The 18,362-nt window shown below is 66.1% G+C and carries 14 protein-coding genes; 2 read left to right on the forward strand and 12 right to left on the reverse strand.

Going from position 1 to position 18,362, the window contains the following annotated elements:
* Nucleotides 1-6: 6 nt before the first annotated feature.
* The 8 genes from ABE473_RS00980 to ABE473_RS01015 form a co-directional block, all read right to left on the reverse strand.
* Nucleotides 7-2,571, reverse strand: coding sequence for an exo 1,3/1,4-beta-D-glucan glucohydrolase (locus ABE473_RS00980; RefSeq protein ID WP_346488132.1), 2,565 nt, complete (start codon nucleotides 2,569-2,571; stop codon nucleotides 7-9).
* Nucleotides 2,568-3,977, reverse strand: coding sequence for a sugar porter family MFS transporter (locus ABE473_RS00985; protein WP_346488133.1), 1,410 nt, complete (start codon nucleotides 3,975-3,977; stop codon nucleotides 2,568-2,570). The genes ABE473_RS00980 and ABE473_RS00985 overlap by 4 nt, the downstream gene beginning before the upstream one ends.
* 47 nt (nucleotides 3,978-4,024) lie before the next feature.
* Nucleotides 4,025-5,359: a xylose isomerase gene (gene xylA / locus ABE473_RS00990; RefSeq protein WP_346488134.1), complete on the reverse strand. Its 1,335-nt coding sequence runs from the start codon at nucleotides 5,357-5,359 to the stop codon at nucleotides 4,025-4,027.
* Nucleotides 5,360-5,401: 42 nt separating this feature from the next.
* Nucleotides 5,402-6,895: a xylulokinase gene (xylB, locus tag ABE473_RS00995; protein ID WP_346488135.1), complete on the reverse strand. Its 1,494-nt coding sequence runs from the start codon at nucleotides 6,893-6,895 to the stop codon at nucleotides 5,402-5,404.
* Nucleotides 6,896-6,959: 64 nt separating this feature from the next.
* On the reverse strand, nucleotides 6,960-8,489 hold the full coding sequence (locus ABE473_RS01000; protein WP_346488136.1) for a tryptophan halogenase family protein: 1,530 nt from the start codon (nucleotides 8,487-8,489) through the stop codon (nucleotides 6,960-6,962).
* A gap of 13 nt (nucleotides 8,490-8,502) precedes the next feature.
* Nucleotides 8,503-9,522: a cupin-like domain-containing protein gene (locus tag ABE473_RS01005; RefSeq protein ID WP_346488137.1), complete on the reverse strand. Its 1,020-nt coding sequence runs from the start codon at nucleotides 9,520-9,522 to the stop codon at nucleotides 8,503-8,505.
* A 3-nt stretch (nucleotides 9,523-9,525) separates the two neighbouring features.
* Entirely contained in the window at nucleotides 9,526-10,284 is a 759-nt protein-coding gene (locus ABE473_RS01010) for a SapC family protein (protein WP_346488138.1), read from the reverse strand.
* 68 nt (nucleotides 10,285-10,352) lie between these two features.
* Nucleotides 10,353-13,487, reverse strand: a complete 3,135-nt coding sequence (locus tag ABE473_RS01015; protein ID WP_179458887.1) for a TonB-dependent receptor — start codon at nucleotides 13,485-13,487, stop codon at nucleotides 10,353-10,355.
* A gap of 327 nt (nucleotides 13,488-13,814) precedes the next feature.
* Between ABE473_RS01015 and ABE473_RS01020 the strand changes: the two genes are divergently transcribed.
* Nucleotides 13,815-14,876, forward strand: a complete 1,062-nt coding sequence (locus tag ABE473_RS01020) for a LacI family DNA-binding transcriptional regulator (RefSeq protein WP_346488139.1) — start codon at nucleotides 13,815-13,817, stop codon at nucleotides 14,874-14,876.
* 23 nt (nucleotides 14,877-14,899) lie between these two features.
* On the opposite strand, the gene ABE473_RS01025 is transcribed toward ABE473_RS01020, so the two are convergent.
* A complete protein-coding gene (locus ABE473_RS01025) occupies nucleotides 14,900-15,424 on the reverse strand; it encodes a GNAT family N-acetyltransferase (protein ID WP_346488140.1) in 525 nt (174 codons plus the stop codon).
* Nucleotides 15,425-15,569: 145 nt separating this feature from the next.
* Between ABE473_RS01025 and ABE473_RS01030 the strand changes: the two genes are divergently transcribed.
* The gene (locus ABE473_RS01030; protein ID WP_346488141.1) at nucleotides 15,570-15,917 is read left to right on the forward strand and encodes a hypothetical protein; all 348 of its coding nucleotides are present in this window, start codon (nucleotides 15,570-15,572) and stop codon (nucleotides 15,915-15,917) included.
* Between the two features lie 20 nt (nucleotides 15,918-15,937).
* On the opposite strand, the gene ABE473_RS01035 is transcribed toward ABE473_RS01030, so the two are convergent.
* Genes ABE473_RS01035 through ABE473_RS01045 form a run of 3 tightly spaced genes read right to left on the reverse strand, consistent with a single transcriptional unit; the run spans nucleotide 15,938 to nucleotide 18,354 of the window.
* On the reverse strand, nucleotides 15,938-16,315 hold the full coding sequence (locus ABE473_RS01035; protein WP_346488142.1) for an antibiotic biosynthesis monooxygenase family protein: 378 nt from the start codon (nucleotides 16,313-16,315) through the stop codon (nucleotides 15,938-15,940).
* A gap of 48 nt (nucleotides 16,316-16,363) precedes the next feature.
* Nucleotides 16,364-17,197 (reverse strand): carboxymuconolactone decarboxylase family protein, encoded by an 834-nt coding sequence (locus tag ABE473_RS01040; RefSeq protein WP_346488143.1) that lies wholly within the window; start codon nucleotides 17,195-17,197, stop codon nucleotides 16,364-16,366.
* Nucleotides 17,197-18,354: an MFS transporter gene (locus ABE473_RS01045; protein WP_346488282.1), complete on the reverse strand. Its 1,158-nt coding sequence runs from the start codon at nucleotides 18,352-18,354 to the stop codon at nucleotides 17,197-17,199. Before ABE473_RS01045 ends, ABE473_RS01040 begins: the two co-directional genes overlap by 1 nt.
* Between the last annotated feature and the right edge of the window lie 8 nt (nucleotides 18,355-18,362).

Consider the following 18,362-nt stretch of genomic DNA (forward strand, 5'->3'; position numbering starts at 1 on the left):
GCATCGTCACGCGCCGGGGCATGCGATGGTGGCCTCCGCTTCGTTCAAGGCGCCCAGGGCAACGCGTGACACCGAGAGCGTCATCGCGCCTGCCGTCCCGATCGACCAGGGGCGATCCAGCTTGCCGACCTCCGCGCCTGCCGCCGCCAGACACTTCAAGGGCACGCCCACGCGGGTCCATTGGCCCAGGGGCAGCTTTGCCAGCGCCGGTCCGAGCACGACGCGTGCCGAACAGCCCGTGCCGCAGCCCACGGACAACCACGCCTCGCCCTGGGGGGCGGCGTCGACGCGCATCGTGGTCAACAGCATCAGGTCGCCGTTGCTCTCGCGCTGTAGGTCCAGTGGCGTGTGCGACTGCAGCGCGACGATCGCCTCACCCTTGCCCGACCACGCGAGACGGCGGCCATCTTCCTGCGCCAGGTGATCCACGCCGGTGACCTTCAGCAGGTCGCCCTCGAGTGATTCCGGCACCTGGGTGACGGTCACCCCCTGACCTGTGCTGCCCTCCAGGCGCAGGGCCATGCCGGAGCCGGCATCCCCACGCGCGAAGAACACGCCGACGGCCCCTTCGTTGCCCGTCACGCCCGATGCTTCCGGCAGCGCGGCCAGATCACCGTTGTCGGCATAGGTCAAGCCGAAGCCGAAGGCGAACAGGGGGTCGTAGTCCTTCTGCCCGACATTGTTGGCGTACTGCGTCGCGGTGCGCGGCCAACTGAAGCTCAGCTTGCCCTTGAAGTCGTGCTGCACGCTGCCATCCGGCCTGCGCAGCAGCACGTCGGCAATGCCGGCGCCTTCCGAACCAGGCAGCCAGGCCGCCACGAAGGCATCGGCGGCATTGATCTCACGGTTCACCCACAGCGGGCGTCCGCTGAGGAACACCGCGATCACCGGAATGCCGTCGGCCTTGAGCCGCTTGATCAACGCGAGATCCGCGTCGTCCCCCGGCTTGTAGGCCAGGGTCGGCAGGTCGCCCTGGAACTCCGCATAGGGGTTCTCGCCGAACACCACCACGGCCACATCCGGTTTCGTGGTGTAAGCGCCTTCCACCGCCAACTGCGCTTCGCCGCCAGCGGCCTTGGCCTGCTGCGCAATACCTTCGTAGATCGTGTCTGCATTCGGGAAGTCTTTGCGGGTGGTGCCGGTGCCCTGCCAGTTCAGCGTCCAGCCGCCCGCCTGCTTGCCCACGTCGTTGGCACCATCACCGGCCACCAGGATGCGTTGCTTCGGCGACAGCGGCAGCACGCCGCCCTGGTTCTTCAGCAGCACCAGCGATTCGCGCACCGCCTGGCGTGCAACCTGACGATGCTCCGGCGCGCCGACGAGTGCGAACTGCCCACCGACTGCGCGCGACGACGGCTTGCCCGCCTCGAACAGGCCCAGCCGCATCTTGACCCGCAGGATCCGGCGCACTGCATCGTCCAGGCGTTGCTGGGGAAGCGTGCCGTCCTTCACTGCGGCCAGCGTGGTCTCGTAGAAGCCCTTCCAGCTGTCCGACGCCATGGCCATGTCCAGGCCGGCAGTGATCGTGGCCGGGCAATCGGTGGTGGTGCAGCCCTTGACCTGCCCGTGGCCGTTCCAGTCGCCCACCACGAAACCACCGAAGTGCATGCGCCCCTTCAGCGCATCGGTCAGGTACGGCTTGTTGCCGTGCATCTTTTCGCCGTTGACGCTGTTGAAGGAGGCCATCACCGTCTGTGCGCCCGCCGCGATGGCGGGCGGATAGCCGGCGGCGTGGATGCGCACCAGCTCGGCCTCGCTGATCCGGGTATCGCCCTGGTCCTTGCCATCGGTGGTGCCGCCGTCACCTAGGAAGTGCTTGACCGACGCGATGACATGGCGACCGTCAAGGAAGCCTGGCGAGCCCACCTTGCCCTGCAGGCCCTCGACCATCGCGCCGGCATAGCTGGCCACTACCTCGGGCGATTCAGAGTACCCCTCGTAGGTACGCCCCCAGCGGTCGTCCTGCGGTACCGCCACGGTCGGCGCGAACGCCCACTCCATGCCCGTCGCACGGGTTTCCAGCGCGGTGATCTCACCGATACGGCGCAGCAGGTCCGGATTGCGGGTCGCGCCCAGGCCGATGTTGTGCGGGAACAGGGTCGCGCCGGTGATGTTGCTCTGCCCGTGGACGGCGTCGATGCCGAACAGCACCGGAATCGCCTTGCCGCCCTGCGAAGTGTCCATCGAGGCCGCATAGAACGCATCGGCCAACGCCAGCCATTCGGCCGGCGAGGCATCGTAGCGGCCACCAGGATCGGAGTTGCCGCCCGCAAGGATCGAGCCGAGCCGGTAGGTGCGCAGGTCCTCCGGCGTGATGCTGGCAATGTCGCCCTGCACCAGCTGACCCACCTTTTCCTCCACCGTCATGGTGTCCATCAGGTCGGTGATCCGCTTCTCCAGCGCGGCATCCTGGGGCAACGGCCAGGCCACCTGCGGCCACGGATCCGGATCGGCCGCCGCCGGTGCAGCAGCCTTGTCATCGTTTCCGCAGGCAGCCAGCACCCCGATCAGTGCGGCCAGCAGCACGCCACGGCGGGCGTGGGTAAGGCGTCGATTCGTCATCGTGTTCATCCTTCCATCTGCTCCAGTTCCTTGCCCTTGGTTTCGTGCACGTACCTGAGCACGAAGAAAACCGAGATGACGGCCGACGCCAGGTAGAGGCTGTAGGTCGCCGCGAGCCCGATGGCGGCCAACAGAATGGGGAACGTCACCGTGACGGCGAAGTTCGCGGTCCATTGCGCCGCACCCGCCACGGCCAGTGCCGAGCCGCGGATCTGGTTGGGGAACATCTCGCCCAGCATCACCCACATCACCGGGCCCCAGGAGAGATTGAAGAACACCACGTAGGCATTGGCCGCCACCAGCGCCAGCGTGCCCATGCTCCCGGGCAGCTGCAGGCGCCCATCGACCAGCGAGCCACTCGCGAAGGCGACCACCAGCAGCGCCAACGACACCGCCATGCCGGCCGAGCCGACCCATAGCAGCGGCTTGCGGCCGATGCGGTCGATCAGCAGCACGGTGACGATGCAGGCGCCGATGCTGAGCGCACCGGACAGCACGTTGATCAGCAGTGCATCGTTCTCGGAAAAACCGACCGCCTGCCAGAGCACGGCGCCGTAGTAGAACACCACGTTGATGCCGACCAGTTGCTGGAAGATGGCGAGGCCGATGCCGACCCAGACAATCGGGCGCATCTTCCCGGTGGCCTTGCTGCGGAGATCCGACAGCCGCGGGCGATGGTGGTCGGTCGACAGCGAGGCGTCGATCTCGGCCAGCTTGGCCTGTGCCTCTGCACCGCCGAACAGCCGCGTCAGCACGTGCAGCGCCTCGTCCTTGCGGCGCTTCACCACCAGGTAGCGTGGGCTCTCCGGAATGGTGAGCAACAGTGCCAGGAACAGCAGCGAGGGTGCCGCCTGCATCCAGAACATCCAGCGCCACGCTGCATACCCGCCCCACAGCGGCTCGGTCGAGGCGCCGGCGGTGGCGGCCAACAGATAGTTGGACAGGAACGCGACGGTGAGGCCGCTGATGATGGCGATCTGCTGGACCGTCGCGAGGCGGCCACGGTAACGCGCCGGCGCGACTTCGGCGATGTACGCCGGCGAGATCACGCTGGCCGCACCCACCGCAAAGCCGCCCATCACCCGCGCGATGATGAACAGGGTCGAGGACGCCGCCGCACCCGCCCCGATCGCCGACAACAGGAACAACACCGCCGAGACGATCAGCACGTTGCGGCGTCCCAGGCGGTCGGACAGCCGGCCGGCGCTGAAGGCACCGATGGCGCAGCCCAACAGCATCGAGGCAATCTCGAACCCCTGCATCCACTCGCCTGACTGGAACGTCTGGTGCAGGCCGTCCTGGGTGCCGTTGATCACGCCGCTGTCGAAGCCGAACAGGAATCCGCCAATCGTCGCCACCACGCTGATCAGTACGATCAGCCGGGTGTTCTCCCCACCGCTCACTGCTTGATTCATTGCCCTGCCCCTCCCCGGTTCGGTGTCATCGCTGCGAACTGTCGCGCTCAGCGCAGCAGGTACTGGTTGAGCAGGTTCTCGTAGCGTTCCTGCTTGCCGCTGGTCTGGTTGGGCTCACCGCCCTTGGCACCCAGTGCGGCCAGGTCCGTGAGGCTGAGCGCGCCTTGCGCGAACTCCTTGCCGGCACCACTGTCGAAGCTGGCGTAGCGCGCCGTGCGCCACTGTTCCAGCGGCGAGTCGTTGAGCAGCGCGTGGGCCACTTCCAGCCCGCGTGCGAACGCGTCCATCCCGCCGATGTGGGCGATGAACAGGTCTTCCATGTCGGTGGATTCGCGACGCAGCTTGGCGTCGAAGTTCAGGCCGCCCTCCAAGCCGCCCTGCCGCAGGACGACCAGCATCGCGCCCACGGTGTCGTAGAGGTCGGTCGGGAACTGATCCGTATCCCAGCCGTTCTGCGCGTTGCCGCGGTTGGCGTCGATGCTGCCCAGCAGGCCGTGGTCCGAGGCGACCTGCAGATCGTGCTCGAAGGTGTGGCCGGAGAGCGTGGCGTGGTTCGCCTCGATGTTGAGCTTGAAGTCCTTGTGCAGGCCATGCTCCTTCAGGAAGCCCGCCACGGTCGCGCTGTCGAAGTCGTACTGGTGCTTCATCGGCTCCATCGGCTTGGGTTCGATCAGGAAGTTGCCCTTCAGGCCGATGCTGCGGCCATAGTCGCGCGCCATCGTGAGGAACCGCGCGAAGTGATCGACCTCGCGCTTCATCTGCGTGTTCGCCAGCGAGGCATAGCCTTCGCGGCCACCCCAGAACACATAGTGTTCGCCGCCCAGCTCAACCGTCGCCTCCAGGGCCGCCTTCACCTGCACGGCGGCGCGCGCCACCACGGCGAAATCCGGATTGGTGGACGCACCATTCATGTAGCGCGGGTGTGAGAACAGGTTGGCCGTGCCCCATAGCAGTTTCATGCCGGTCGCATCCTGCCGTGCCTTGGCCAGGCCCACCATGTGCTTCAGGTTCTTCTCGTACTGGCCGACGTCGTCCGCATCCGGCGCCAGGTCGATATCGTGGAAGCACCAGTACGGCACGCCGAGCTTGGTGAAGAACTCGAACGCCGCGTCCACCTTCGCCTCGGCGGTCGCCATCGGGGAGCCGGTTTCCCACGGGAAATCGCGGGTGCCCGGACCGAACGGATCATGCCCGGCGTTGCAGAACGTGTGCCAGTAGCAGGCCGCGAAGCGCAGATGCTCCTGCATCGTCTTGCCACCGATGACCTTGTCCGCGTCATAGACCTTGAACGCGAGCGGATTGTCCGAGCCCCGGCCTTCGAAGGGGATGCGGCCGATGCCGGGGAAGTATTCCTTGGCGCCGATGAAGGGTTGATTGCTCATGGTGCGTCTTCCTGTCGTTGTGCGAGGTGGTGCGTAGAGGGATCAGCCGCGATACAGCGGCGTGAGGGCGTCGAGGTGTCGCAGGAAACGTGCATAGGCCGCGGCATAGGCGTGCGTACGCATCGGATCCGGGTGAGCGGACTGCAGCGGATCGACCGCAACGTGCTGGTTCGCGATGTCGGCGATGGAGGCGGCGTCACCGCGCGCGTGCCCCAGCGCCCACAGGGCCTGCAATGCCGCACCGAACGCCGCCCCCTCGGACTGGGTCGGCACGTCCACCGGCAGGCCGAAGACATCGGCCACCATCTGCCGCCACTGCGCGCTGTTGCTGCCGCCACCGGTCAGCACGATGCGGTCGAACCGCATGCCCGCGCGGACGAAGGCGTCGTATCCATACTTCAGGCTGTAGGTGGCGCCTTCCATGGCCGCGCGGTAGAGGTGCGCCGGGGTCATGTTCGTCGTGTCCAGACCGGCCAGGACGCCCTTGCCCAGCGGCAGGTCCGGCGTGCGTTCGCCATTGAGGAACGGCAGCATCACCAAGCCGTCGGCACCGGGCGAGGTCGCCCGCAGGTGGGCATCACCGTCGCGGGTACTGAAGCCGAAGGCATCGGCGACCTGTTCGGTCACCACGGTGCAGTTCATCGTGCAGATCAACGGCAGCCAGCCACCGGTGGACGAGCAGAACGCGGCCCAGGCGCCGTCCGGATCGACCACGGGCGTGTCCGAATAGGCGAACAAGGTGCCCGAGGTGCCCAGGCTCATCGCCAGGCGGCCGGGCACGACGCAGCCGGTACCGATGGCCGCCATCATGTTGTCGCCCCCGCCAACCGCAACCTTCACCGTCCCGGGTAGCCCCAACACGCCCGCCGTGGCCGGATCGATGTCGAACAGCTCGTCGGGCGCGGCGATGCGCGGCAGGCAGAGGGCCAGGTCGCGCTCCGGATCGGTCGCGCGCAGCAGCTCGGTCGACCAGGTCCGGGTGCGCACGTCCAGCCAGCCTGTGCCCGACGCATCGCCATACTCGTAGAAGCGCTGCCCGGTCAGCACGAAGTTGAGGTAATCGTGCGGCAGCAGGATCGTGGCGAGCCGGGCGTATGCGTCGGGCCGATGCATCTTCGTCCAGGGCAGTTTGGACGCGGTGTAACCGGTCAGGATCGGGTTGCCGGCCAGCGCGATGGTGCGCGCTGGTCCGCCGAGTGCGTCCATGATCTGCACACACTCGGCCGAGGTGCTGGTGTCGCACCACAGCTTGGCCGGTGCGAGCACCTCCCCCGCGGCGTCGACCGGAACGAAGCCGTGCTGTTGCCCCGAGACCGCCAGCGCGGAGATGCGGGAACGAACCTTGGAATCTATCGCGCGGAAGCAGGCCTGAAGGGCTGCGACCCACGCGGCCGGCTGCTGCTCACGGCTGCCATCGGCGGCGAACGCCAGGTCCAGGGGCGCGCTCGCGCTGGCAATGAGCTGCCGCCCGGCAGGGTCGTACACCACCACTTTCAGACTCTGTGTACCTGCATCGATTCCTGCAACCAGATCCATCTATCTCATCCCGTTGGTGTATGGAGGTAGCGCTACCTTTTCTGTGCAGCAGCATGCTGCCCTGTCATGCCAGGGCTGAGGCCCGTGGCCAGACGTCCTGCGCCGCCCTGCAGTAGCGTTCGATGAACGCTGCCTGCGACGGCATCGTCGCGACTGCCTGCTCCACCGGCTGGCGGAGCCGCATCAACAGCGTGCGCAGGTCCGCGTCGCTGATGGCGGCGGCAAGCGGGTGCGGGGGGCCCGGCTGGATCCCCTGCCCCATCAGCACGCTTGTCCAGGAGTCCACCCGGAAGAGCTCGCCGGGGTCCTGCCAGGCATGCGCACGTTCGCGCCAGGCGCGCAGGCGGACCGCGAGCGATTCGGGCAGTTCCATCTCCCGACAGGCCTTCCACATCGGCTCGTCGCGCTGGTTGGCGTGGTAGTGCAGGATGATGAAGTCGCGTACGTGCTCCATCTCCTGGCGGCTGACGTCGTTGTACAGGTCCATCAGCGCCGGGCTGATGCCGTCGAACGGGAACAGCTGGATCAGGCGCACCACCGCACTGATGGTCAGATGGATGCTGGTCGACTCCAGCGGCTCGATGAAGCCGCTGGCAAGACCCAGCGCCACCACGTTCCTGTTCCAGGCCTTCAACCGGCGCCCGCTGCGGAACGGCACCAGCCAGGGATCGCGCAGCGGCGGCCCGTCGACGTCACGCAGCAGCTTGGCCTGCGCTTCGTCGTCGGACATGTGGCGGCTGGAGAACACCAGGCCACAGCCGACCCGGTGCTGAAGCGCGATATGCCATCGCCACCCGGCTTCATGCGCGATGGCGCGGGTGTACGGCACCGGTGGGCCGACCGACTCGGTCTGCACCGCGACGGCGCGGTCACTGGGCAACCATTCGTTCCAGTCCTCATAGCCGGTATGCAGGGTCTGCTCGGTCAACAAGCCGCGGAAGCCGGTGCAGTCGATGAACAGATCGCCCTCGATGATCTGCCCGTCTTCCAGCACCAGGGAGGCAACGGAGCCGTCGTGGGCATGTTGCCGGACCTCGCGGATCTTGCCTTCCACCCGGCGCAGCCCGTGGCCTTCAGCTTTGCGGCGCAGGAATTTCGCGTAGAGCCCGGCGTCGAAGTGATAGGCGTAGTTGACCTGGGGCTGGGTCTGCAGCGAGAACCGGTCTTCCCGCGAGGCCACGCTTTCCAGGCAGAAATCGCCCAGGTCCGACGGCATGCCGCGGCGCAGGCTGTCCAGCCAGAAATGGTGGAACGGCGTAGCCCAGGTGCCCTGCCCGATCGTGCCGAACGGATGGATGAAGCGGTCGCCGGGCCGACGCCAGTTCTCGAACGAGATCGAGAGCTTGAACGTGCCGGCGACGGCCTGCAGGAACTCCTGCTCATCGATCTGCAGGAAACGGTGGAACGTGCGGATGGGCGGCACGGTCGACTCGCCGACACCCACCGTACCGATCTGCTCGGACTCCACCAGGGTGATGTCCAGCTGGTCGCGGAACTGGTGCGCCAGCGCACAGCCGGCCAGCCAGCCTGCGGTGCCGCCGCCGGCGATGACGACCTTGCGGATACGCCCTTCGGTTGTGTTCGCCACGTTCAATGCGGTGCTCCCATCAGCGGTTGAGTCGAGCCAGCAACTGGGCGCGCATGCGGCGCGCCTGCGTCTCGTCGAAGGGTGCCAGGTCGCCCCGGGCGGCGTCGGGCAGGTGCTGTCCTGCGCGCTCACCCGGACCGAATACGTAGTACTCGAAGATCTTTGCCCAAGCCTGCTTCTCGCGCGCAGGCAGATCGCGCACGGCCCACATCGCGTGATGGAGTGCCGGCAGCGGTGAGGAAAGGAAGGCCGGCGAACTGCGCCACCAGTAGTTCACCAGCACATTGAACGGCGCCAGGCTGCGCACGTGGTGCCACCACAGGCCGGGAATGAAGATCGCATCCCCCGGTTCGAGCTCGGCGGTCTGCGCGCTTGCCAATGCATCACGGAACCGTGGATGGCGCGCGAAGTCCGGGCGGTCGAAATCCACCACGCTCACCACCTGCCCGCCCGGGGTGGGTTCCAGCGGCCCCGGATACAGGTTGTCGATCTGCTCGGGCGGAAACAGCGTGAACCGGCGTCGGCCCACGGCGCAGCACGCCAGGTTGTCCGGGGTGTCGAAATGGCAGGAGGCGGTCACGCGGTTGCCGATCCAGATGCTCGCCGAGGCCTCGATGCCCTGCCCCGCCAGCCCGACGTCGTTGGCCTCCGCGAAGCCGGGCAGCGCCCGATCGATCAGCAGCGACGCGAGATAGTAGGTGGGTGGCCTCGGGTCGTCGAGATGATCGGCAATCCCGTCCAGCACCTGGCTCAACAACCCACGCCGGACCTCGACGTTCAACCGGGTGAAGTCCGCGTTGTAGAACGGGCGCCCCTCGATCTCAGGTCCGCCAAAGGAGTATTGGACCGGGATTCCCGCATCGAAGCCGCGCAGATACCCCATCGCCGCCTGCGTGGAGCGCAACCCCGCCTGCACCAGTCCCCAGTCGCGCGCGATGCCGCGCAGCACCACCGGCTCGCCGGCGGCCACCAGTGCCTCCAACGGAAGCGCGCCGGGCTCCAGGTCTTCCAGGGTCTGCATGGCAATGCCGTCCAGCACTGGTCAGTTCCTGCCCGTCGCGGCAGCGGCATCCTGCAGGCGCAGACGTTTCTGCTTCTCGGCGATCAGGCGCCGCATGTTGTGCAGCGACGCCAGCATCAGGTACGCGCCTTCCAGGTAGCCGGCGCGGTTGAGTTCGGCGAGTGCGGGGCCGTCCAGCTGGCCAAGCCGGTCACGGTCGATGGCGTGCAGACCGTTGACACCCACCCGGTGCTCCTGGGCGATCTGCACGTCGAGCGTGACCGGTTGAATGAGTCCTTTGGCATCGAGCGCGGCAAACATCTGCGCGCCGAAGGCGTGGCCATCGTGAATGCCACGCAGCACGCCTGCGATATGGTCCAGATACGGCGTGTTGCCCCCCTGCGGCAGGAACACCGGCTCGCCCTGCATCGCATTCACGCGCGGATGATCCAGATCCACGTGCAGCACTGCTTCCTGGACGAGCGCGCCATCGATGCGGTTTTCCTGGAAGCCGATGAGGAACGGCCCCTTGGCCGCCGCCCCGGGCAGGTAGGACGCATTCCATCGGCCATCCTGCAGGAACAGATTTTCGTGCTGCTCGAACCCGAGCAGGACCACCGACTGCCACTCGCCCGTGGCGACGTCCCTGCGAAGGAAAATGGGATATTCGCGCTGCAGTTCGGCGAACTCGCTCGGGTAGGCCGGGACCATGCCGACCGCGTCGCCGAACTCGGGGCCGAAGTCGGTGGCCACGCGCAGATCGCGGTGGGCGATGTTGTTGAGCATTTCGTAACGCGGCATGGTGTTCTTTCAACCCCATCAGGACCCTTGAACGGGTGCCGCCACCAGGGCAGCGGCACCCCCACACATCAGAACCGGTACCGAACGCCAAGCATATAACGCGGACTCTGGTCTGCCAGCTTCACGATCATCTGCGAGGTGCGCGAGCGCCAGCGGACGTCCTCACCGGTCAGGTTGATTGCCTCCAGCCCAAACGACCAGTGATCATCCAGGGTGTAGTTCACGCTGAGATCCCACTGTTCGTACGCTTCCACATAGTACGGATTACGGCTGGCGCCCTGGTTGGCCAGGATCAGGTACTGGTCACGCCAGTTCCAGGCCAGGCGCACCGACCAGCCGTATTTTTCGTACATCAGCATGGCGTTGGCGGTGTCGCTGAGGCCGGTCAGCGAGAACTGGTCGATGCCCGGGTCGCCCCCGTTGTTGTAGCCGACATCGCCGTTCACGAGGGTGTAGTTGGCCAGGACGCCGAACCCGGTGTCGCCGAAGAAGTACTGCCCACCGAGCTCCCAGCCATGCAGCTTGGACTCGTTCTGGTTGATGGGCCGGTTGACGTTGAACTGGTACAGCGGGTCGGCCGCCGTGCCATACAGATCGTAGCTGGCTTCGGTGGCCAGGACCTGCGCGTCCGTACCGTTGTAGGCACCCAGTCCGGCGGGATTGTTGCGCAGCAGCGCCAGCGCGGTGAACAACGCGGTGTCGTTGCCGTTGCAGGCCGCCGCATTGGCCGCACCGACCTGGGTCACGCAGGCGCCGCTGTTGAGGAAGGCCAGGGCCGACTGTGCATCCGGGCCGGAGGTCGGGTCGCGTAGGCCGTACAGGTTTTCCTGGACCACGGTGTTGCCGATGAAGTTGGCGACCCGCTTGTTCCAGTACGTGACCGACACGTAGCTCGCGTCAGCGAAGTACCACTCCAGCGCCAGGTCGAGGTTGTCCGATTCCAGCGGCTTCAGTTGCGGGTTCTGTGCCGTGCCGCTGGCCCGCGAAGACGGATCGATCAGCACCGAGCCAAACGGTTGCTGTGCGGTCGGGCCTGCATAGAGGTTGCCGATCGGCGCGCGCGCGATGCTCTTGCCGAACGAGACGCGCCCCTTCAGGTCGTCCATGAGGTCGATGCTGAAGTCGAGGTTGGGCAGGATGTAGCTGTAGCTGTTCTTCTCGGTGAAGGGCTGTTGTTCGTCGGACAACACCACGCGGAAGTCGTTGTTGGACTGCCATTCGATCGCCTCCGGAATGGCGATGACCGACGTCGACACCACATCGGTGGTTTCATAGCGCACGCCCAGACGGGTATTGGTGCGCAGGCCGCCCAGCTCGCCGTCCAGTTCGACCTGGAAATAGGCCGATTTGGTCTTCTCCTCCACCAGGTTGTCGGCGGCGCGCTGCGGACTCACGCCGAGACTGGCGCCATAGTTGTCCGCTGCCCACTGCGCGAGGCGGCCGGCATCGCCGCGCCAGGCGGTGAAGCTGTTGGCATTGAAGTCGTTGAACAGCCCGACGATGTTGACCGGCTGCAGCAGGTCCATCAGCCCGTTGGCAACATCCCCGTCAACGTTGGCCACGCCCCAGTCGCCCAGGGTGTTGTAGTTCTCCGCGGCCTGGATGCGGTGGGTGGTCTGCTTGCTCGAATCCACGCCAAACTGGAAGCGGCCCTTGTCGAAGCTCCACTCACCATCGACGCGGCCCTGCTTGATCTCGCTGATCTGGGTCTGCGAATTGACGCGCAGCACCTGCGACCCGATCTCGCCGGGCACGAAGCCCGGATTGACCACGCCGTTGGTCTTGGCGAGGGCATCGGCCGTGCTCGGGTACCAGACCTGGGTGCCCACCGGCAGGCCGTTGTTGAAGTTCATTTCCTGCACCCAGGACCCACCGCAATGCGGTCCGGTGGTGCAGTTGTTGGTGCCGGCGATGCTGCTGAAGATGGAGCCGCCCCCGGTGAGCGGATCGTTAGGCCGGCTTTCGTTCTTCGAGTCGTGCGCGTCGAAGCTCAGCTTGAAGCGGTCGGTGACGTTCCACTGGGCATTGAAGCCGAGCGATCCCAGCTTGTACTTCTGCATGCTGCGCTGCTGTTCAAGCCCGAAATCCTTGGTCCCCGCGACTTCGCGGATGTAGATCGGGGTTGCGACCGCGCCGCTGGTGTCGAAGGTGACATCGGTGTAGTTGCTGTTCTGCAACCACATGCCCTGTTCGCCACGATTCTCGGTGATCTCGTTCGTCGAATAGGTGTAATCGAGGGTCAGGGTCACCGCGTCGGTCGGTGCGAACTGCAGCACCGCCTGGCCGTTGACGCGCTCACGCTCGAACTCGGAGAACGCATAGCGGAGATCGTTCGGGCGACCGTACAGCGCGCCTATCGCCGGTGCATTGACCACGGTCGGGTTGCCGGGCAACGTGCCGGTCCACGGCTGGATGTTCCAGTAGTTGTTGGTGGCCTGCACCGAGCCACCTTTGCGCTTCTGGTAGCTCGCACTCACGCCAACGCCGAAGGTCTTTTCCGGGTTGCTGTAGCTGAAGATGCCGGACAGTTCCGGCGTCAGGTCGCTGTCGAATGGCTGGCTCTGGTCGGAGACGACCTTCGCACCGGCACTGGCGACGGTGCCATCGTGGTCGAACGGCCGCGCCGTCAGGATGTTGATGGTGGCGCCGATGCCACCGCTGGGCACATTGGCCTGGCTGGTCTTGTAGACCTCGATGCCGTTGATGGCCTCGGCGGCCAGCTGGGCGAAGTTGAACGCGCGGGTGCCGCCGTCGACACCGCCGATGGCGACCTGTCCCGAGGCACCGAACGCATCAGCACCCGGCATCTGGCGACCGTTGAGCGTCACCATGTTGAACTGCGGGCCAAAGCCTCGCGCCGTGACCTGCGCGCCTTCGCCATCACGGCGCTCGATGGAGATGCCGGTGATGCGCTGCAGGGACTCGGCCAGGTTGGTGTCCGGGAACTTGCCGATATCCTCGGCACTGATCGCATCCACCACGCCGGCCGAGTCGCGTTTGATGTCCATCGCCTGGCTGAGGCTGTTGCGGATGCCGGTGACCTGCACGGTATCCAGCTGCGTCGGGCTGCTGGGCTGGGCCTGCGCTTGGGCGACGGGCGCCGGCGTTGAGGCGTCCTGTGCGAAGGCGGGATTGATGACCAGGACGCCGCCCACGAACGTGAACATGGCCCTGGAGGTGAACTTCGCCAGCGTGCGGCTCATGAACGAGCCCCCCGGCCTTGGGTACGACGGAACGTAGAAGCGCTCATGACTCTCCCCTCTGACATATACGATCGAATGGATGTACCGCCCCTCCTGGGGGCACGTACGGGCGATGCCCGTCTTCCACACCGAACATCGCAGTGCGCTGTGCGCTCACTGCGACTCACACTCGCTTTCAGGCTTGCCAGAACAGCCGCGTGGTAAAGGGGGGGGTACCCACTGGCCCTTACCCCGGCCAGGTGGTAGCGCTACCATCACGTCACGGCCGCAGACTAATCATCCGGGGTCGCGCTTGTCATCATGCAGCGCAGCAAAGGAAACGAGCCCTTGAAGAACAGCCACAGAACCGTCCGTCGAAAAGCGAGTGCCATCACCATCGACGACGTCGCGGCGCACGCCGGGGTATCCGCGATGACGGTGTCCCGCGTCATCAACGGCCATGCGGGGGTGCGCGAAGGCAACCGCGAGCGTGTCATGCGCAGCGTGCTCGAACTGGACTATCGGCCCAATCCTGCGGCGAGCGCCCTGGCGGCGGCGCAGCACACCTGCATCGCGTTGATCTACACCAATCCCAGCGCCAGCTATCTTCGCGAACTGCTGGTCGGGGCCCTGCGCGGCTCCACCCGGGCCGCGGCGCAGCTGGTGATCGCCACCTGGGACGACCTGGGCGCGCAGGCGCGTCGCGAGGCGGCACGGCAACTGTCCAGCAGCGTGGCGGGCGTGATTCTTCCCCCACCCCTGTGTGAGTCGAAGGACATCGTCGACGAATTCCTGCTCGGCGGCATTCCCGTCATCTCCATCGCGTCCAGCCATTTCAGTGACAGCGTGTCCTGTGTGCGCATTGATGACCGCCAGGCCAGCCATGACATGGTGTCGCACCTGATCCGCCAGGGACATACCCGCATCGGCTATATCAAGGGCGATCCGAATCAGACCGCCAGTGCGCACCGCTGGCAGGGCTACCGGGATGCGCTGGATGACGTGGGCATCCCGTACGACGCTGCACTCGTCCAGCCCGGCTGCTTCACCTACCGCTCCGGACTGGAGGCGGCCGAAGGGCTGCTGGCCCTGCACACGCCGCCCAGTGCGATCTTCGCCAGCAACGACGACATGGCGTCTGCCGTGGTTTCCGTGGCGCATCGTCGCGGCCTGGAGGTGCCGCGCGATCTCTCGGTGGTCGGTTTCGACGACACCTCCGCGTCAACCATGGTGTGGCCGGAGCTGACCACGATCCGTCAACCGGTGGCGGAGATGGCGGACACTGCCATCGACATCCTGTTGCGCGAGATTCGACGCTCCTCTGCTTCGGCGCGCGGCATCGTCAACCATGTGCTTCCGCACCAGTTGGTCACGCGGGCGTCCGTATCGCGGCCCTTGCCGGACATCTAGCCGCCTGGCGCGGAGGCGGCCACTTACAGGCGACGGCCCAGGACCTGGCCCGGCCACCCGTCTATGTTGAAGGTCGACAGCCTTTCGTAACCGCACGATTCGTAGAACCGCACCAGGTCGCCACTGCCTCCGCCATAGCAATCCACGCGCAGGTAGGCGACACCCGCGGCACGTGCCTGCTCGTCGGCGAACGCCATCAGCCGGCGGCCGATACCGCGCACGCGCGGATCCCGCGAAGCAACCAGCACACGGACATAGAGCTCTGGCTGGGTCGCCGCGGGCACGTAAGGCATGGCCTCGCCCAGCGCCAGGAATGCGCGTACCTCACCCTGCCCTGTTTCAGCCACCCAGGCGCCGGGCAGCGCGCAGGCATCGGTCACCTGGGTGATGCGGCGCGGAATGGACGACCATGCTTCGCTGCCCCACTGCTGCGGGTTGCCGATGGCCACGAACCACGCAATCACTTCGTCGAACAACCGCAGCACAGCGGGCGTATCGGTCACGCTGGCGCGACGGATGGTCAGCGCTTCCTTTCCTGGATCAGTCACGCATGTCACTCCTGCCGGTGGCGCTACGCCACGTCCAGCAGTAGTTTGCCGCCATCTGTGGCAGACACCAAGTCTACCGACGCGATGTCTGCGCGATATCGTGCACTGTTATCATGGGTGGCTGTATGGACAGGGATGTTGAAGGATGTTGAAGCTGCGGCTGGCGCAACGCTGGGAGCGATTGGGCAATCGTGATGCCGACGTCGGCGTGATGCTGTTGTTCGCACTGCTCGCCGCGTTCCTCGCCTGGGGCGCCTATACGATGGCCTATCCCGAACACGGCTGCATGCGGATGGGCAAGGGCAACAGCGGCCCGCTCCAATGCGACCCAGGGGAGCTGATGAAAGAAGCGATGGGGCCGATGTTGCTCAGCGCCCTCAGCGCCTACGCCGTCCTCTATGGTCTGTGGGGCTGGATCAAGGACATGGCGAGGCCGCTGACGCTGGACGGCGATACGGCCAGCGCTCCGGATGCCGATCAGCAAGGGCCTTGAGCGGGCCGCTGCCCGTCGGCTCACTTGATCTTCAACTCCGGTAGCAGCGGATCGACGTCCACCAGCTCCAGCGACGTGACCATGTGCAGTGTTCCGTTCTTGTACGCGAGGAAGTGCGGGCTCTTTACATGTGCTTCGTAGGCCTGGCGGTTGGCGTAGATCTCCAGGATGGTCAGTCGTGTCGGATCCTCCTTGTCAAACACCGCATACAGCGACAGAACACCAGGCTCAAGCGCCATTGAAGCGCGGACTTCTTCAGCCAGCGCCTCCCGATAGGCGGGGAGATGGGCAGCGTCCACGGTGATTTTCGACAGTCTCGTCATCTGTGCCTCCTCCGCGCGTGCGCCAAAGGAAAGCGCGATCAGACAGATTGAGATGCCCCACATTGCCTTGTTCATTGCTCTCTCCGACGCATGCGCGTCATGTGATGAAATCCTGTTTCCGCGTCACTCGGTGCGCAGGGAGTCCAGTTGACGTTCAATGGCATCGCGCGCACGCGTTGCCGCGTGCGGGTCGAAACGCGCGTCAAGAACATCGGCCAGCTCACGCAGCTGCTCGACGCTCACGCCGATGTTCATGCTTATCCCCACGTGAGACTGCAGCTGGGGTTCCACCCCGGACATCGCGGCCAGCATGCTGACGGTCGCCAGCTCGCGGCTCTGCCAATCCAGGTTGTCACGTTCGAAGATGTCCCCGAACAGGTGGGTCCGTAGATAGGCGTTGGCCTGTGGCGCGAACTCGAACAAGGGTCCGGCGACCGGCGCACCTGCCAGCGTGGTTTGATTGGCCGTCCCTGCCGCCAGCAACGCATCGCCCTTGGGTATCGGCTTCACCGGTTCGCGACCGGCCTCATCGTGGATGCCGCGCTGCCTGCGCGCGTCCACCACCTTCATCATCTCGCCGAGTGCATTGAGGCTTCTGGGAAAGCCGGCATAGGCGTATACCTGTACGAGGATCTCGCGCACCTCGGCCACGCTCAGCCCGGCGTCCAGGCCGTGATTCAATGCCTCGCCAAGGCGGGCCATGTCACCGGCTGCCGCGGCGGCGCTGATCGGAATGACGGCCTGCTGCCTGGCATCCAGTGTGGTGGCCGGCACGTCAGTGGGATTGATGTTCATCGATGTCTCCTTCGTATGCGTGTCGGAGTGGACCTCCGGGTTGGACCCTACCTTCGTGAGCGCCACGATGTGATGATTCCGCTCGGCCGACCCTGCCGGCAGCGCACCGAATGCGAGGCAAACGCTCAGCAGCTGCCCAGTGATCGACGGCATGCGCCTCATCAGCTTCGGGCCTCCGCAGCCACCGCCGACGGGGCGGCGGACCCGGCGTCCGCGGCCGTGACATAGGCCAGCAGCGCCGCAAACACCAACACGCCGGCACTGGCCAGGAATGTGCCGGCGAAGCCAACGCTGTCCAGCAGCAGGCCGCCGAGTGTGGAGCCCAGCGCGATCGAGCACTGCACCACCGCGACCATCAGCCCCCCACCCGCTTCGGCGTCGTCGTTGCTGAAGGTGCGCGCCAGCCAGCTCCACCACCCCACCGGTGCCGCCGTAGCCAGCAGGCCCCAGGCTGAAAGCAGTGCGCCCGTCGGCCACAGCTGCGGACCCAGCGGAACCAGTGCCGCGGCGATCACCGCCATCAAGGCAGGAACAGTCACCAGCGTGCGGTAAAGCCCGCGCCTGAGGAACGCCCCGATAGCGAGTGTCCCGACCAGGCCGCTTGCACCGATGGCCAGCAGCACCAGCGGGACAGTGGCATCACCCGCGTTGGTGACCCGTTCCAGAAACGGTCGCACATAGGTGAACAAGGCGAACTGGCCCATGAAGAAGGCGCCGCCCGCGGTCATGCCCAACGCGACCACCCGCCGTCGGAGCAGCACAAGCACGCCGCGTTGCGGCTGTCTGCGCTCCGCTGCCATGGACGGCAGGCAGGCCCACTGCCACGCCAGCGCGACAGCCGCCACCGGCAGCAGGCACAGGAACGCCCCGCGCCATCCGATCACACCGCCCAGGTAGCTGCCCAGCGGCGCGGCGATCACCGTTGCCAGCGCGTTGCCGCCGTTGAAGATCGCCAAGGCCCGCGGCACCTGCGCTGCGGGCACCAGCCGCATGGCGGTCGCCGCGGACAGTGACCAGAACCCACCGATCACCACGCCGATCAGCGCACGGCCGATCATGTAGACCGGATAGTTGGGGGCTAGCGCCACGATCAGACCCGACACCGCCATCAACGCAGTCAGCGTAAGAAGCAACGTTCTGCGGTCGATGGTCCCGGCCAGCCGGGAGATCGACAGGCTGGTCAACACCGCGAAGGCGCCCGAGATGGCAATCCCATAGCCGGCAAGGCCCTCGGTCACGCCAAGGTCCGCGGCCAAGGGTGTAAGCAGGCTCACCGGCATGAATTCGGATGCGATCAACGCGAAGACGCACAGCGTCATGGCGAGCA

The sequence above is a fragment of the Stenotrophomonas sp. TWI700 genome (assembly GCF_039673645.1).
GTDB classification, from domain to species: Bacteria; Pseudomonadota; Gammaproteobacteria; order Xanthomonadales; family Xanthomonadaceae; genus Stenotrophomonas; species Stenotrophomonas maltophilia_AA.

Coding starts and splice junctions, on each gene's coding strand:
- ABE473_RS01045 (WP_346488282.1), bottom strand. CDS start 18,354: ATGACGCTGTGCGTCTTCGCGTTGATCGCATCCGAATTCATGCCGGTG.
- ABE473_RS01030 (WP_346488141.1), top strand. CDS start 15,570: ATGTTGAAGCTGCGGCTGGCGCAACGCTGGGAGCGATTGGGCAATCGT.
- ABE473_RS01040 (WP_346488143.1), bottom strand. CDS start 17,197: ATGAGGCGCATGCCGTCGATCACTGGGCAGCTGCTGAGCGTTTGCCTC.
- ABE473_RS01015 (WP_179458887.1), bottom strand. CDS start 13,487: ATGAGCCGCACGCTGGCGAAGTTCACCTCCAGGGCCATGTTCACGTTC.
- ABE473_RS00985 (WP_346488133.1), bottom strand. CDS start 3,977: ATGAATCAAGCAGTGAGCGGTGGGGAGAACACCCGGCTGATCGTACTG.
- ABE473_RS00980 (WP_346488132.1), bottom strand. CDS start 2,571: ATGAACACGATGACGAATCGACGCCTTACCCACGCCCGCCGTGGCGTG.
- xylB (WP_346488135.1), bottom strand. CDS start 6,895: ATGGATCTGGTTGCAGGAATCGATGCAGGTACACAGAGTCTGAAAGTG.
- ABE473_RS01035 (WP_346488142.1), bottom strand. CDS start 16,315: ATGAACAAGGCAATGTGGGGCATCTCAATCTGTCTGATCGCGCTTTCC.
- ABE473_RS01010 (WP_346488138.1), bottom strand. CDS start 10,284: ATGCCGCGTTACGAAATGCTCAACAACATCGCCCACCGCGATCTGCGC.
- xylA (WP_346488134.1), bottom strand. CDS start 5,359: ATGAGCAATCAACCCTTCATCGGCGCCAAGGAATACTTCCCCGGCATC.